The organism is Hazenella coriacea (genome assembly GCF_004341825.1).
Taxonomy (GTDB): domain Bacteria; phylum Bacillota; class Bacilli; order Thermoactinomycetales; family Thermoactinomycetaceae; genus Hazenella; species Hazenella coriacea.
The window spans coordinates 535,504-549,773 of record NZ_SMAG01000002.1; the positions used below are offsets into that span (position 1 = coordinate 535,504).

Annotated in this window: 16 protein-coding genes; 10 read left to right on the top strand and 6 right to left on the bottom strand. The window is 40.2% G+C overall.

All coding sequences use genetic code 11. The features are described from left to right. Positions 1 to 3: 3 nt before the first annotated feature. The 5 genes from EDD58_RS05900 to EDD58_RS05920 all read left to right on the top strand — a co-directional run bounded on the left by EDD58_RS05900 (position 4) and on the right by EDD58_RS05920 (position 5,193). Entirely contained in the window at positions 4 to 984 is a 981-nt protein-coding gene (locus tag EDD58_RS05900) for an alpha-ketoacid dehydrogenase subunit beta (protein ID WP_131923904.1), read from the top strand. 240 nt (positions 985 to 1,224) lie between these two features. After that, a complete protein-coding gene (locus EDD58_RS05905) occupies positions 1,225 to 2,508 on the top strand; it encodes a dihydrolipoamide acetyltransferase family protein (RefSeq protein WP_131923905.1) in 1,284 nt (427 codons plus the stop codon). 1 nt (position 2,509) lies between these two features. Continuing rightward, a complete protein-coding gene (lpdA, locus tag EDD58_RS05910; protein WP_131923906.1) occupies positions 2,510 to 3,928 on the top strand; it encodes a dihydrolipoyl dehydrogenase in 1,419 nt (472 codons plus the stop codon). A gap of 188 nt (positions 3,929 to 4,116) precedes the next feature. Next, positions 4,117 to 4,614, top strand: coding sequence for a hypothetical protein (locus tag EDD58_RS05915; RefSeq protein ID WP_165875825.1), 498 nt, complete (start codon positions 4,117 to 4,119; stop codon positions 4,612 to 4,614). 189 nt (positions 4,615 to 4,803) lie between these two features. Further along, complete coding sequence (locus EDD58_RS05920; RefSeq protein ID WP_131923908.1) at positions 4,804 to 5,193, top strand: acyl-CoA thioesterase; 390 nt, start codon at positions 4,804 to 4,806, stop codon at positions 5,191 to 5,193. Between the two features lie 81 nt (positions 5,194 to 5,274). Here the strand turns inward: EDD58_RS05920 and EDD58_RS05925 are convergent, their stop codons facing one another. Continuing rightward, positions 5,275 to 5,505 (bottom strand): DUF1128 domain-containing protein, encoded by a 231-nt coding sequence (locus tag EDD58_RS05925; RefSeq protein WP_165875826.1) that lies wholly within the window; start codon positions 5,503 to 5,505, stop codon positions 5,275 to 5,277. Positions 5,506 to 5,753: 248 nt separating this feature from the next. Here EDD58_RS05925 and EDD58_RS05930 point away from each other — a divergent pair, with 248 nt between their 5' ends. Further along, the gene (locus tag EDD58_RS05930; protein ID WP_243648661.1) at positions 5,754 to 6,158 is read left to right on the top strand and encodes a DUF309 domain-containing protein; all 405 of its coding nucleotides are present in this window, start codon (positions 5,754 to 5,756) and stop codon (positions 6,156 to 6,158) included. A gap of 125 nt (positions 6,159 to 6,283) precedes the next feature. On the opposite strand, the gene EDD58_RS05935 is transcribed toward EDD58_RS05930, so the two are convergent. The 3 genes from EDD58_RS05935 to EDD58_RS05945 are packed head-to-tail and all read right to left on the bottom strand — an operon-like array spanning position 6,284 to position 7,860. Beyond that, entirely contained in the window at positions 6,284 to 6,856 is a 573-nt protein-coding gene (locus EDD58_RS05935; protein WP_165875827.1) for a YdcF family protein, read from the bottom strand. 22 nt (positions 6,857 to 6,878) lie between these two features. Continuing rightward, the gene (locus EDD58_RS05940) at positions 6,879 to 7,316 is read right to left on the bottom strand and encodes a helix-turn-helix domain-containing protein (protein ID WP_131923911.1); all 438 of its coding nucleotides are present in this window, start codon (positions 7,314 to 7,316) and stop codon (positions 6,879 to 6,881) included. Positions 7,317 to 7,323: 7 nt separating this feature from the next. Continuing rightward, entirely contained in the window at positions 7,324 to 7,860 is a 537-nt protein-coding gene (locus EDD58_RS05945) for a DUF6932 family protein (protein ID WP_207903261.1), read from the bottom strand. A 345-nt stretch (positions 7,861 to 8,205) separates the two neighbouring features. Between EDD58_RS05945 and tpx the strand changes: the two genes are divergently transcribed. Next, positions 8,206 to 8,727, top strand: coding sequence for a thiol peroxidase (tpx, locus tag EDD58_RS05950; protein WP_131923912.1), 522 nt, complete (start codon positions 8,206 to 8,208; stop codon positions 8,725 to 8,727). A 101-nt stretch (positions 8,728 to 8,828) separates the two neighbouring features. Further along, positions 8,829 to 9,398 (top strand): RNA 2',3'-cyclic phosphodiesterase, encoded by a 570-nt coding sequence (gene thpR / locus EDD58_RS05955; protein ID WP_131923913.1) that lies wholly within the window; start codon positions 8,829 to 8,831, stop codon positions 9,396 to 9,398. Here the strand turns inward: thpR and EDD58_RS05960 are convergent. Next, positions 9,383 to 10,633 carry a dicarboxylate/amino acid:cation symporter gene (locus EDD58_RS05960; RefSeq protein WP_131923914.1) on the bottom strand — a complete coding sequence of 417 codons (1,251 nt, stop codon included), beginning with the start codon at positions 10,631 to 10,633 and terminating at the stop codon, positions 9,383 to 9,385. The two genes, thpR and EDD58_RS05960, sit on opposite strands and share 16 nt — an antisense overlap. 309 nt (positions 10,634 to 10,942) lie before the next feature. On the opposite strand from EDD58_RS05960, the gene EDD58_RS05965 reads away from it, so the two are divergent. Both EDD58_RS05965 and EDD58_RS05970 read left to right on the top strand, forming a co-directional pair. Then, entirely contained in the window at positions 10,943 to 11,722 is a 780-nt protein-coding gene (locus EDD58_RS05965) for an ATP-binding cassette domain-containing protein (protein WP_165875828.1), read from the top strand. A 259-nt stretch (positions 11,723 to 11,981) separates the two neighbouring features. Then, positions 11,982 to 13,754 carry an ABC transporter ATP-binding protein gene (locus tag EDD58_RS05970; RefSeq protein WP_131923916.1) on the top strand — a complete coding sequence of 591 codons (1,773 nt, stop codon included), beginning with the start codon at positions 11,982 to 11,984 and terminating at the stop codon, positions 13,752 to 13,754. 150 nt (positions 13,755 to 13,904) lie between these two features. Here the strand turns inward: EDD58_RS05970 and EDD58_RS05975 are convergent, their stop codons facing one another. Further along, on the bottom strand, positions 13,905 to 14,270 hold the full coding sequence (locus tag EDD58_RS05975) for a VOC family protein (RefSeq protein ID WP_131923917.1): 366 nt from the start codon (positions 14,268 to 14,270) through the stop codon (positions 13,905 to 13,907).

Sequence of the window (14,270 nt, forward strand, 5' to 3'; positions counted from 1 at the left end):
ACCATGGCACAAATGACAATGGTAAAAGCAATCAATGATGCCTTACGTTGTGAATTGAAAAGAGATCCCAATGTGTTGATTTTTGGGGAAGATGTGGGGAAAAATGGTGGGGTTTTCCGTGTTACGGATGGACTTCAAGCTGAATTTGGGAAAGATCGTGTAATGGATACCCCTTTGGCTGAATCAGGAATTGGAGGGCTTGCCGTCGGTTTGGGAACTCAAGGTTTTCGTCCTGTAGCTGAAATTCAGTTTGTTGGGTTTATTTTTGAAGCGATGGATTCGATTGCAGTTCAAGCACCTCGGATGCGCTATCGTTCTAATGGACGTTTCCATAGTCCAATCACGTTCCGTGCCCCTTATGGTGGCGGAGTCAAGCCACCAGAATTACATGGAGATAGTTTTGAAGGATATCTAACACAAACTCCTGGGCTTAAAGTTGTTGTTCCTTCCAATCCCTATGATGCTAAAGGACTTATGATTTCAGCGATTCGTGATAATGATCCTGTTTTCTTTTTAGAGCATTTAAAACTATACTTCTCTCTTAAAGGTGAAGTTCCAGAAGGAGAATACACCGTACCGATCGGAAAAGCGAATGTAGTGCGTGAAGGTTCCGATGTAACCATTCTCACTTATGGAGCTATGGTTCATACTTCTATCAAAGCAGCTGAAATGGCTGAAAAAGCACGTGGTGCTAAGGTAGAAGTGATCGATTTACGTACTATTAGTCCACTAGATATTGAAACGATTATTACTTCTGTCGAAAAAACCGGACGGGCGATTGTGGTACAAGAAGCACCTAAATCATCTGGTGTTGCCGCAGAAGTGATTGCACAGATCAATGAAAAAGCGATCTTAAAATTAGAAGCTCCAGTATTACGTGTAACAGGACCAGATACTCATCTTGGTTTCCCATTGATCGAAGAAGAATGGTTACCAACACCCGAACGTGTACAAAAAGCAATTAACGAAGTCTTAGATTTCTAACTTAAGAACCTAGGAGGGGGAGATGTTTCTCTGATGAGCGACTTTTGCGTACAGGCTACGAGAGCGAGACAGAGAAACAGCGACCCGACGGGATCTGGATAAATTTCTAATATAAAAAACTCGATCATCTTGGTTTGTTTTATTGCGGTGGCTTGAAGAAACAGTCTGTTCTAGTCACCGCTTCTGATCATTCTTGATCTGATATGGAACCTGTGATCGCTAGATAGGAGGAAAATTCTTGTGGCTTATGAATTTAAGTTGCCAGATGTAGGTGAAGGAATTCACGAAGGTGAAATTGTTAAGCTCCTTGTTAAAGAAGGAGATTCGATCCAAGAATTTGATACTTTTGCTGAAGTACAAACAGATAAAGCAGTAGTAGAAATTCCCTCTCCAGTCACTGGTCGTGTTAAAGAAATCCGGGTAAAAGAAGGCGAAATTGCATTGGTTGGTTCTGTCATTGCGACTTTTGAAGCGGACGGAGAGGAAGAAGCTACTCCAACTGCCGAGGCTACCCCAACAGTCGAAGAGACTCAACCTGAACCAGCTGCTGAACCAGTGAAAACGCCAGCTGTGATCGCTACTGGAAAAAAAGGTAATGTGAGTGCAATGCCTTCCGTACGGAAATTAGCAAGAGAATTAGGTGTTGATTTATCACTCGTAACGGGTACAGGTAAGCATGGGCGCATTTTGGCTGAAGATGTGAAGATGTTTAAAGAAGGAAAAGGTGTAGCACCACAAGCGGTTGAAGGGGCTCCAGCAGTTAAAGAAGCTCCAGCAGTTTCTGTACCTGCTTTCACGAAAACACCTGTTGAAACCATTGGCACTGAAGAACGTATTCCATTACGGGGGATTCGTCGCACCATTGCTAAACGGATGGTAGAAAGTAAACATACCGCTCCTCATGTAACAATCATGGATGAAGTTGATGCGACTGAATTGGTAGAACTACGTAAATGGGGAAAAACCATTGCACAAGAGCGAAATATCAAACTTACTTACTTACCATTTATCATGAAGGCTGTCATTGCAGCTTTACGAGAATTCCCAGTGTTAAACGCATCCATTGATGATGAAAAAGAAGAGATTGTCTTAAAAAATTATTACCATATTGGAATGGCAGCTGCGACAGATCAAGGTCTGCTTGTACCAGTTCTCAAAGATGCAGATCGCAAGTCCATATTTGAGATAGCTGAAGAGATCACTGACAAAGCGATTCGCTCACGGGAGATGAAACTAGATGTCAGTGAGATGAAAGGAAGTACTTTCACGATCTCCAACATTGGTGGTTATGGAAGTCAGTACTTTACACCAGTGATTAACTATCCAGAAGTAGCGATTTTGGGTGTAGGAACTTTGAAAGAGAAACCTGTGGTTTATGAAGGTGAAATTGCAATCCGTCCCCAACTGTTCCTTTCACTCAGCTTTGATCACCGTTTAATTGATGGTGATGTAGCTGCTCGTTTCATGGCTCGTGTGAAACAGCTCATCGAAAGCCCCAACTTATTGATGATGGAGATGAGATAATATGGTAGTTGGAGATTTAGCACAAGAGATAGATGTACTCGTCATCGGTGCTGGACCGGGCGGGTATGTAGCCGCAATCCGTGCTGCTCAATTAGGTCGTCATGTGACCATTGTAGATAAAGACACTGTAGGTGGAGTTTGCCTAAACCGAGGATGTATTCCTTCTAAAGCGATCATTAGTGCATCTGAGCGGTTGATGCAAATCAAAGAGGCCAATGAGATGGGGATCTCAACAGGTGATGTCTCTGTTGATATGCCTCAATTGATCAATTGGAAAAATGGTGTAGTCAAGAAATTAACGAATGGCGTAAAAACGCTACTTAAAGGAAATAAGATCGACATTTTATCGGGAGAAGCGTTTTTCAGCGGAACGAATAGTGTACGTATTTCTAACGATGAAACGAGCCAAACTTATAAATTTAAAGATGTAATCATTGCTTCGGGTTCTAGACCAGCTCAATTAAAAGTTCTTCCTTTTGATGGAGAGCGGATTCTTTCTTCTACAGAAGCTCTTAACCTCCAAGAAGTTCCTAAGAAATTAGTTGTGGTAGGTGGAGGATATATTGGTTTGGAACTAGGTACGGCTTACGCTAAACTTGGAGCCGAAGTAACCATTTTAGAAGGAACCAAAACGCTCCTCCCAGGAACAGACCCGATGCTAACCAAAATGGTCACTCGGAAGTTGAAAAAATTAGGAGTCACAGTTGTTACTGAAGCTATGGTTCAAGGTGGAGAAAACAAAGGTGATGGAGTGACCATCCAAGCAACTATTGAAGGTGAAGCCAAAGAGTTTGATGCGGATTATTGCTTAGTTTCTGTTGGACGAACACCTAATACAGATGAGATGGGTCTTGACTTGATTGATCTGGAGCTGGATGAGCGTGGATTTATCAAAGTAGATCACCAATGCCGAACCAATATCGATCATGTTTTTGCAATTGGAGATTGCGCAGGTGGAGCATTACTCGCTCATAAAGCGAGCTATGAAGCAAAAGTAGCAGCTGAAGTTGTATGTGGGCAAAATAGTGTGATTGATTATCAGGCAATGCCATTTGTTATTTTTAGTGACCCTGAAATTGCTTATACAGGATTGACGGAGGAGCAAGCGAAAGCTGAAGGATATCAACCGATTACCAGCCGTTTTGCCTTCCAAGCGAATGGTCGTGCACTTTCGATGAATCAGACAGATGGATTTGTGCAAGTTGTGGCTGATGAGGAAACTAAACAACTGTTAGGTGTACAAATCGTAGGACCTGAAGCATCCACTCTGATTGCTGAAGCTGTTTTTGCAATCGAAATGGGTGCCAATGCAGAAGATTTATCCTTAACTATTCATGCACATCCAACACTTCCTGAAACATTGATGGAAGCTGCTGAAGGTGTTTATGGTCAGGCCATTCATATGGTAAATAGAAAATAATGATTGTAATATACAAAAACTTCGAGGTTCCATACCTCGAAGTTTTTTGTTCAGGAAAAAACAGTAAAAAGTACGACTGAAAAGGAGGATTATAGAAGCTACATATGGAAGAATTAAGTCCCAGTTTCAATTGATGGGGACAACTCATTTAGAGCAAAGACAGATCATTTGAGGGGGATTTTTAATCAATGAAAATGGGTGAATTAATCCCATCTCTTAAATGTTCCAATGTGAACATCGAACATGCTCAACCAGAAAAGATGACTCAACCACAGCTACAACTCCTTTTTAAAATTTTTCATAGTATTTTAGTTTATGGGAACCAAGAAAGCCCCGAAGAAAAGGAACAGATTCAGCGATACAAAAATAGTTACCTTCGCAAACGAGTTCTATGCACTTGGCGTAGAATTCGACCTCATAGGTATCCCATTGCACATGGCAAACCTCAGGAAAAAGTTCTTGCTTATCAACGGATTTTTAAAGATATGAAAGATTTAATCATGCGTTATTTCCAAGAGGAATTTGGAGATAAGCAAATACATATGAATGCGTTTACAATTCGAGTCTTTATTTGGAACCAAGTATTGATCACAGAGAGGATGAAGAAAGGTAAAGAAACAGGGGATTGGTCAGAACTTCTGGAGATGGTGGATCTATTAATTGAATATGAGCAGCTAGATATTTAACAAGAGCAAAGCTGGAGCTTAACACAACTTGACCCTGAAGCATTTTGGGTATGGCGAGTTGGGTAAGGTATAACACGATGAAACAAAAGTCTTTGAAGGTAGGTACATAGGTGGTAGTTCACAAGTAGCGAAATCGGTAAATCCATGTAATAATATAGTTGAATATCAAACGGTTAGGGGAACAGTCAGATGAAAACATCTATCACCATTGAAGTGCGCCCGACCGAGATCGATGTGATGGGGCATGTCAATAATGCTAAGTATTTGGAGTATATGGAGTGGAGTCGCGAAGACTGGTATAACCGATCGGAGTTACCTTTTGACACATTTACAGAAATGGGGGTTGGGACTGTTACAGTCAATATTAATATTAATTATCGCAAAGAGGCAACATTGGGGCAAAAATTGACTGTTTCGACGGAACCGATTCGTAAAGGAAGAAGTAGCTTTGTCCTCAAGCATGAAATCTATAATGAACAAAGTGAACGAGTCGCAGATGCTGAAGTGACTAGCGTAACGATTGATTTACATAAACGGAAGTCTGTACCCCTTCCTGAACAGTTAGCGCAACAATTTTAGGATATGTGATTAAGAATCCTCTTATTGTAAATAGGAGAGGAAATGTCACTTACCAATCTAGCAGGGACAAACTCTCCCTGCTTATTTTTGTTTACGTAAACTACCCAACTCCTCAAGAACTCCTTCTACTTCATACATGGAGAGTTGGCCTTTCTTCTTTTTAACTAAGAAATAGATTTCCAGTAACTCTTCGTATTGACTTAAATGAAAATCTTCATGATTAAAAATCGCTGCATTCACAACTTTAAGATTGGACTTTATTTCATTCACAATAAAGATCAAATTTTCTTGGCTTACATTTTCAAGATTCATGATGCTCATCCTCTCTGGAAAGTACAAGTCTATATGACCGTTGTATTTTTTAAAACATCATCTAAAGGTGAATCGCAGGTTTTTGCTATGGAAATAAAGAATCATCTCTACTTAGTTTAATCGAAGAGAGACTAAAAACCCAGAGAATGTTTAATTTAACGTCTCGACTTGAGTAAAACACCTTGAATTAGCCTGTTATTAAGAATGCTCATATAATAAAGTTAACTTTAAGAAAGGTGTGAAGGTCATTGTCTCAGTCCATATATCCGCAATTGTATGTTGATTTTTTGTATTACTTTAATCATGAAAATGATTATTATGAATGCCATGAAGTGTTGGAGGAATGGTGGTTAGAAGAAGGTCGAGATCGAGTGATTCAAGGCTTACTACAAGTGGCTGTTGGAATCTATCATTTTCAAAATGGGAATCAGGGTGGTGCGAAAAAGATGTGGGTCGCCGCTCTAGAAAAAATGAGCGAATGGGAGCAGCCGCTCTGGTTTGGAATAGATCTGGAACAAGTAAAAATGGATACAGAAAGAGTCCTCCAACGATTGACTTTAGGGCAAGAAATCAACCCCTTTCAAGTTCGAATTGAAGATCCAGAATTACACCAACTCGTGACAAAGAGGAAGGAGCAAAAAGATCAGGGATGAATGTTAATCTTAGAAGTGATCATACACATGCCTGACCTTCTAGACATCTGCTCCATTGTGAAAACGAATATAAACTTACTTCTAATATTATGTATAAAAGTCACTTGTTTCAGAAGTGTTCCATTTTACTCATGCCAGATTTTCAACTTTAAAATCGCCAAGCATTCGCGCGCTTTATGATAGGGCATAAAGAGTACTGTCGAATGTGTTGGAGCAGGAGTAGCTGATATTCCCGCTCGATGTGCATATTCAAGTGCGCGATACATATGGTAATCATGCGTGACTAGAACCACATCATGAATTTGTTGTGCTTCAAGAAGTTTAGCTGAATGTGCGAGGTTTTCTTGTGTATTATGGGAACCTGTTTCTAAAATCAGATCTTCTTCAGATACTCCCTTTGAAACTAAGTAATTTTTCATTCCCTCTGCCTCAGTGATTCCATCGTTTCCGAGCCCTCCAGATAGGATGAGTATATCAACTGTTTGGTTTTGATAGAGTACAAGAGCCGTATTGAGTCGTTCTTTTAAGGCTGGGCTTGGCTCATCATCCCATAAGGCTGCGCCAAGTACAATGGCTGCTTGGTGATGTTTGGAATCAGGCATCAGATCATCATAACGTGAGGTAAGACTCCAAAAGGTAATCAAGATAATTAGCAGACCAATCACAGGGATTGAACCGATGATTAACCATTGTTTCATAGGCATCAACTCCAAATATATTTTAACCCGAAATCTTTTGTACTTCGGCAGGGATGATTTGTAGCTGAATCTCTAAAGCTTCCAATACTTGACGAATTTTTTCCATACTCGCTCCACTATACTCATGGCGTTCATCTCGGGAAATTTGTGGTTGTGTAACCCCTAACCTTTTGGCGAGCTCTGCTTGAGAGAAGCCACGGAAGATTCTAAAAGCGATGAGCTGTTTACCAATCTTGTCAAACGTACAGGTCATATCAAACTCTCCAGATTTATAACGCTCATACTCTGTAACTTCTGAGACCATACGCTGTTGAAAGTGACGAGCGGGTGCCAGTCCTAGTTCGATTTGATCAGCGGTTAATCCCATTTGTTTCAATACTTCTCTTTGTTCATTTAAAATTTTCTCGTGATTTTCAATTTCTTTTTTGCACTTTTTATATTCTTGTTCAGTTTTAATCAAAATAAGATCACCCTTTCTTCAATTGGACAATCCCTTTTTGAATTTCGGTATCTCGATCATAGCGGAAAAACTCGTCAAATTTCATATTTTTCCCTTGGGTGTTACAGACTCCTGAGTAGGTTCCTTGACAATGGGGATAAAGTTCGATGCGATAGCGATGCCACATCTCAAGCTCATAATTTCCCCACTCATCGATCCGTTGACGATTCCATCCCCAACAATGATATGGGTCTAACTCATTTAACTTTTGCACTAGGGTGCCATCAAAAACATCTTTCGCATCAGCGATAAAATATCCATCAATATCATTCGGTTGGTATTTGTCGGAACAGAAGGAGCCATCGATGAATACTTCTGTACACCCGACTGCCCATAGTTGATTGACTAAAATTTTTAAGTGTTCCACAAGTCGTCGCCGCCATCGCTCGTCCCATGGGAGTAGAGAATAGGGTTCTCCCTTGACTAAAATAGAATCGCAAAGCTCAGTAAACGTCATGGGATAAGTCCCAGGATCTAAAAAGCCAAAATCATTAAATCTATCCAATTATTATTGCCTCCTACATTATATCATATGCAAAAATTCGGGAGTGATGAATTGCTATATATAACAAAAATGTTAAATGTACTACGTTTGTTTAGTTGTTTCTCTGCGGTGCAATTCACACTACAAATAATATTATAACTTTGGGATGAAATCTGTGGAGATCAGAACAAAATCGGAATGAAGAGGATTTTTCCTACTGCCTTGTTCGAGCATGAGAAATGGTATAAACTAAATCTGGTTGAGCGAAAAACTCACCATTTAAATGGTGATGTAGTTCACTTGTAAATAAGCTAATAAGCTTGGTTCAGGTATGCGGCATATTTTTTCTAATAGGGGGACAATTACATGGCACAAGAACGTCAAGGAGCCATTACTTTTAAAGGAAATCCTGTCACTTTAATCGGTCCAGAGATTAAAGTGGGGGATCAAGCACCCGACTTTAGTGTACTAGCTAATAATCTCTCTCCAGTCACCTTAGCGGATAGCCAAGGATCAGTACGAATCATTAGCGTGGTTCCTTCAGTAGATACTGGAGTCTGTGATATGCAAACACGTCGTTTTAACGAAGAAGCAGCTAAACTAGCAGGTGTAAAAGTTTATACTGTAAGTGTGGATCTACCTTTTGCACAGAAACGTTGGTGTGGAGCAGCAGGGGTAGAGAATTTAGAGACCCTTTCTGACCATCGGGATCTTTCCTTTGGCACAGCTTATGGTGTAGCAATAAAAGAAATGAGACTCTTAGCTCGTGCTGTTTTTGTGATCGATAAAAATGATAAAGTGGTTTATGTAGAATACGTTTCCGAAGCGACTAATCATCCAAATTATGAAGCTCCTGTATTAGCAGCACAAAAAGCTCTAGGAGCATAATTTTTACATAAAGAAGCCCAGTTTTTATGACTGGGCTCTTTCTTGTACATTGAAATATTATCCTTTAAATGAATAGTAGACTTATAAAGGAGTAGAACTTTATGCAATCGCGATGTTTTGTGGCGATTCCCATCCCTTTATCAATCCAAGAGTTACTAAAGGATTGGATGGATCACCACCGTTCAGTATATTCTTTTCACAAGTGGGTTCATCCTCAAGATTTACATATTACTCTCCAGTTCTTAGGAGCGTGTACCATCCAACAAATTGAACAAGTCAAGTTAGCATTAGATCAAGTGGTCAGAGAAGAATCCTCTTTTATCATGGGCTTAGATCACTTAGGTACTTTTGGTTCACCTAAGCAGCCACGAATTTTATGGATGGGAGTAGAAGGTAATCTAGATCGATTGCATCAGATACAACAAAAAGTAATGACTACTTTAGCCCCACTCGGTTTTCCGGCTGAAGATCGCCCTTATCGACCCCATATCACTCTAGCTAAAAAGTATCAAGGGAAATCATTTTCATTGTCCCCAAACGCTGTTCCATGGACGAAACCCGCAGCGACATGTTCTTGGAAAGTTGATCACTTGGTGCTTTTTAAATCTCATCTTGGACAACTTCCCATGTATGAGCCTGTTCATTCTTTTACTTTTTATGAAGTGGATTGAGCCTTTCTTTGGATCCACTCTTTTCCTTTTAGAATCCGGGTAATTAGCATACTTGATACAGTATCTCCAGTAGAGTTAACCATCGTTGCAGGTGGATCAACCAATGTTCCTAATATGGCTAGGATCGGTAATGCTTCTGGTGGGAAACCATACATGGTCACGATTAATAGTTCCCCGATAAAGCCACCTCCAGGGACACCTGACATCACAGTTCCGCTCAATAGGGCAATGAGAATGGCGGTTAAAAAGGTGTCGATTCCTGTGAAAGGCATTCCAAAAATCCCAAATAGGAATGATATTTTTAGGATTGCACTTAGACAAGATCCATCCATATGGATCGTTGCTCCAATAGGAATAACAATTTCACTCACTTCACGATGCACTCCAATTTTTTCTGCTGCTGCTAGATTGGGAGGAATCGTGGCCACGCTACTCCCTGTTCCTAAGGCAGTGAGAGCAGGAGCGGGAATGGCTTTCCAATAGGAGCGAAAACCTCTTTTACCTCCTGCAATCCATGCGTAAAGACTGAAAAATACAACGAAGTAGATCAGAGCGACTGGATAGTAAACAGCAACAGCTCGGGCATATGATCCAAGTAGTTCAGGGCCAAATACACCAACTAAGTTAGCAAAATAAGCCCCTAAACCGATGGGAGCAAACCACATCAGAATTTGGATGAATTTCATCATGACTTCAGATAATGCATGTAAGCCACGGGAGACTACTTTTCCTTTTTCTCCAGCCAGACTAACCGCCATCCCGAATAAAATCGCAAAAATGATTAATGCCAACATGTTTTTTCGAGAGAGCAGTTCTGTAAAGTCGGATACCGTAACGGTTTTAACTATTTGCTCTGTCAGTTCGAGTTGTTCGACCTGTTCAGGTTTGGTCAGCTCAATCTGAACACCTTCAGACGGAGGAAATAATTTTACAGCTGTTAGCATCACGCTTGACGAGAGGAAACCTGTAATAATGAAAACCATCAACATGATTGCTAAGATTTTACCAAGTGTTTTTAAGTTGGCAATATTAGCGACGGAGCTACTAATTGTGATAAAGACAAGCGGAACAACTACAGTAAAAATGAGATTTAGAAAAATATCACCTATCGGTTTTAAGAACTCAGCATGGGGTCCAAGGATGACTCCTAACCCAGATCCGAGAAGGATTGCGCACAATAATAATAGTGGAAACCGATAGTTTTTCCATATATTTGATTTAGTTAACGAAGACAATCGTCACCCTCCTTAGATTCACTTATTATATTACTATAAAAATTTTACTGTTTCATATAGGGAGAGCCAAATCAGAAAAAATTTTGACAGGTGTAACACATGTTTGGTTTTCTGGACTATACTAGAAGTATCTAATTCTTAGAAGTATTTCAGAATGATTACCCCACCACTTCTTAACTCCCAAATCCTTTCCCAACTTTGATCTTATTGTTTGAAAGGGATATTCAATCGACTCGATTACTTCTTTCTGCATATAGATGGAACAACATAGAAAGAGGGGCGTTACCTTTGAAAATTGAATGGGCTCATTTGAGCAAAAGACTTCAATCGCCTTCCGAGAAAGGCAATTATCATACATATAAAGGTTTATTGGACTTTTCTGCTACCATTCCCCATGGAATTACTGTAGTATTAGGAGCCACTGGCTCAGGAAAATCAACATTGCTAAAATTAACAGCCACTTTATTGGTTCCAGATGATGGTCGCATTACCTACATAGATGAAGAGAAAGATGATGAGGTCACGTGGTCAAAAGCGAGTATGATGCAAGCAGGGGTCTCTTGTTTGGGTGATTTAAAGGAACAAATTAGCTATGTTCCTGCGATTACAAAGATTGATCACGATCTTACTGTAGAATCATCGTTGATCTATCTTGCTCAACTTAGAAGAATACGTAATCCCAAGCGAACCAGTGCTGAATTGATTGCCAAATGGGGATTAGCAGGTGTGCGGAAACTCCCACTTTTCGAAATTGAAGGTACTGCTACACTAAAAAGATATCTATTAGCACAAAGCTTATTAGGGGATCCAAAAATTTGGATTTTGGATGAACCTACGACAGGTTTAGATGAATTAGGAAGACGATTGTTGTGGGAGGAGCTGGCTAATCAACCGAGTTCTCGTCTCACTTTAATTGCGACAACCGATGATATGAAGTTGGCCGAATTTGCCGATTATCTCATGTTGTTAGAATCTGGGTATTGCCGGCGACTTGGGCAGAGAAAGTATTTAACAGCCAGTGTGGCAGATGGAACCGTTGCAACATGGTATCAGGCGATGCAAACATTCTCTTTTATCAAAAGCTATTGAAATCTGGGAAGTATTAATTTTTTTCATTACCATAGGTTCCAACATCCAACTCAATATAAGCCATATTAGTCACATATGGATCCAAATCCTGTCGGGTCGATGTTTCTCTGCCTCACTTTCGTAGCATGTTCGTAAAAGTTGCTCGTCAGAGAAACATCTCCTCTCCAATTACTTCAAGTGATTTCGTTCAAGTTAAGGATCTGCATCAAATGATAGCATAGAATTTATAACTAATAGATAGTCTGCCATGGAGGTATATATGGGAGAGAAACAAGAATCTGTAAATCAAAAGATGAATTGGAAAGAGTTTATTCACCTTATTAAAGAAACCAATATTCCTAAATGGGTCATTCTCATAGCCATCGGGCTTAGTTTCATTGAGACAGTTGTGAGTCTAGCTGTTCCGTGGTTAACCAAGGATTTAATCGATATTTTAACAGCAGCTACTTGGAACTTATCCACGATCCTCTTACTTGTAGGGGCGTTTCTGGTTCAAGCGATTACTGGGGGAGTTTCAACTTATCTACTCTCTTATTTGGGAGAAACAGTGGTGGCTAATTTACGCCGAAAACTATGGAATAAAACGTTACAATTGCCTATTCACTACTTTGATCAACACCGCTCTGGAGAATTTATCAGTCGAATCAATAATGATACGATGATTTTAAAAGAGATGATCACGAATTATCTGATTCAGTTATTTTCTAGTGTAGTCTCAGTATTAGGAGCGTTAGTGTTACTCCTGTATCTAGATTGGGAAATGACATTAGTCATGCTAATTACTTTACCAATCCTATTTCTTGTCATACGTCCTATGGGGAGAAAAATGTATGAAATCTCACGAAGTTTACAAAAAGAAACAGCTAATTTTACCAGTTTGCTCACACAGGTAGTTTCAGAAATTCGTTTAGTGAAGTCGTATACAGCAGAGCCGTATGAACGTAAAAATGGGGAGTCAGGCATTCAGCATTTATTTCAATATGGATTGAAAGAAGCACGAATAGTTGCCTTTTTACAGCCGTTGATGAGTTTAGCCATGATGGTGATGCTAGTTCTGACCATTGGATACGGTGGGCTTCGGATCGCTTCGGGAGCTTTAACAGCAGGTGAATTGGTCGCTTATATCTTGTATTTATTTAAAATTATTGTTCCTCTTAGCATGATGGCTCGTTTTTATACGAGTTTACAAAAAGCAATGGGAGCTTCTGAACGTCTAAACGATATTTTAATTCATGAAGAAGAAACATACGAAGAAAGTGGCTCGAATATTGACTCTAATCAACAAATCGTAGTGGAACGAGTCTCTTTTTCATATCCAACGAGTGACCTTGTATTGCAGGAGCTTACTTTTACGATTCAACCAGGTCAAGTCACTGCCATCGTAGGACCGAGTGGGAGTGGAAAAACCACTTTATTTTCCTTGTTGGAGCGATTTTATCAACCCACTTCCGGGGAGATCCGTATGGGAGAAACTCCGATTGGGCAGTTCAATTTGTGTGATTGGCGTAGTCAATTTGGCTATGTGGCACAGGAAAGCCCTCTTCTAGCAGGTACAGTTCGTGACAATATTTGTTATGGGATGGAACAGGAAGTGACTGATGAAGAAGTGGAGCGAGCGGCACGATTGGCTTATGCAGACGAATTTATTCAAGAGCTCCCTCAAGGTTACCTGACAGAAGTAGGGGAACGTGGAATTAAATTATCTGGTGGACAACGGCAACGCATTGCGATTGCACGTGCACTGTTACAAGATCCAAAAATCTTGATGTTGGACGAAGCGACCTCTAATCTGGACTCCACATCAGAACAAATGGTACAAGAAGCTTTGGCAAATCTGATGAAGGGCAGAACCACGATCGTCATTGCTCATCGGTTATCAACAGTTGCAGATGCTGATCAAATCGTAGTGATGGAGAAAGGAACGGTGACAGGGAACGGAACTCATCAAGAATTACTTCAAAGTCATGAACTGTATCGGAAGTTAGTGGAACATCAGTTTAAGATGGAAGTGAAGGTAGTAAGGGAAAGTTGATGAAGTCAACGATTCATATCTGCTGTATGGGTTAGTGATTATGGAATTCCGCTACATGATGAGATTTGGTCAAAAGTCTTGGATGTATAATTTAACAGATTGAAAATGAAAAAACCTCTTTGCATAGAGACATGCAAAGAGGTTTTTTGGCTAGATGGCTTGGATGAGCTCAATTCGATTACCAAAAGGATCACGGAGTTCGAGTCGTTCATATCCCGGGATCGGGATGGAGTCCAGTGTAGGGATTTGATGTCGATTTAATTGATTACGACACTCACTAAGATCATCTACTAAATAAGCCAAGTGAGCTTTGGTAGACGATCGATTCACACCGTCTTCGACTCCAATATGAACTTGTTTGTCTCCAACGAGAAGCCAAAATCCACCGCGTTTTTTTAAAGAATGAGGCTTCGGGATTTCTGTGAGCCCCAAGATGGTGCAATAGAAATGGCGTGCTACTGTTTCCATGCCCAGTGGAATGGTGATCTGGGCATGGTGTAAATCTAAGATTTTCAT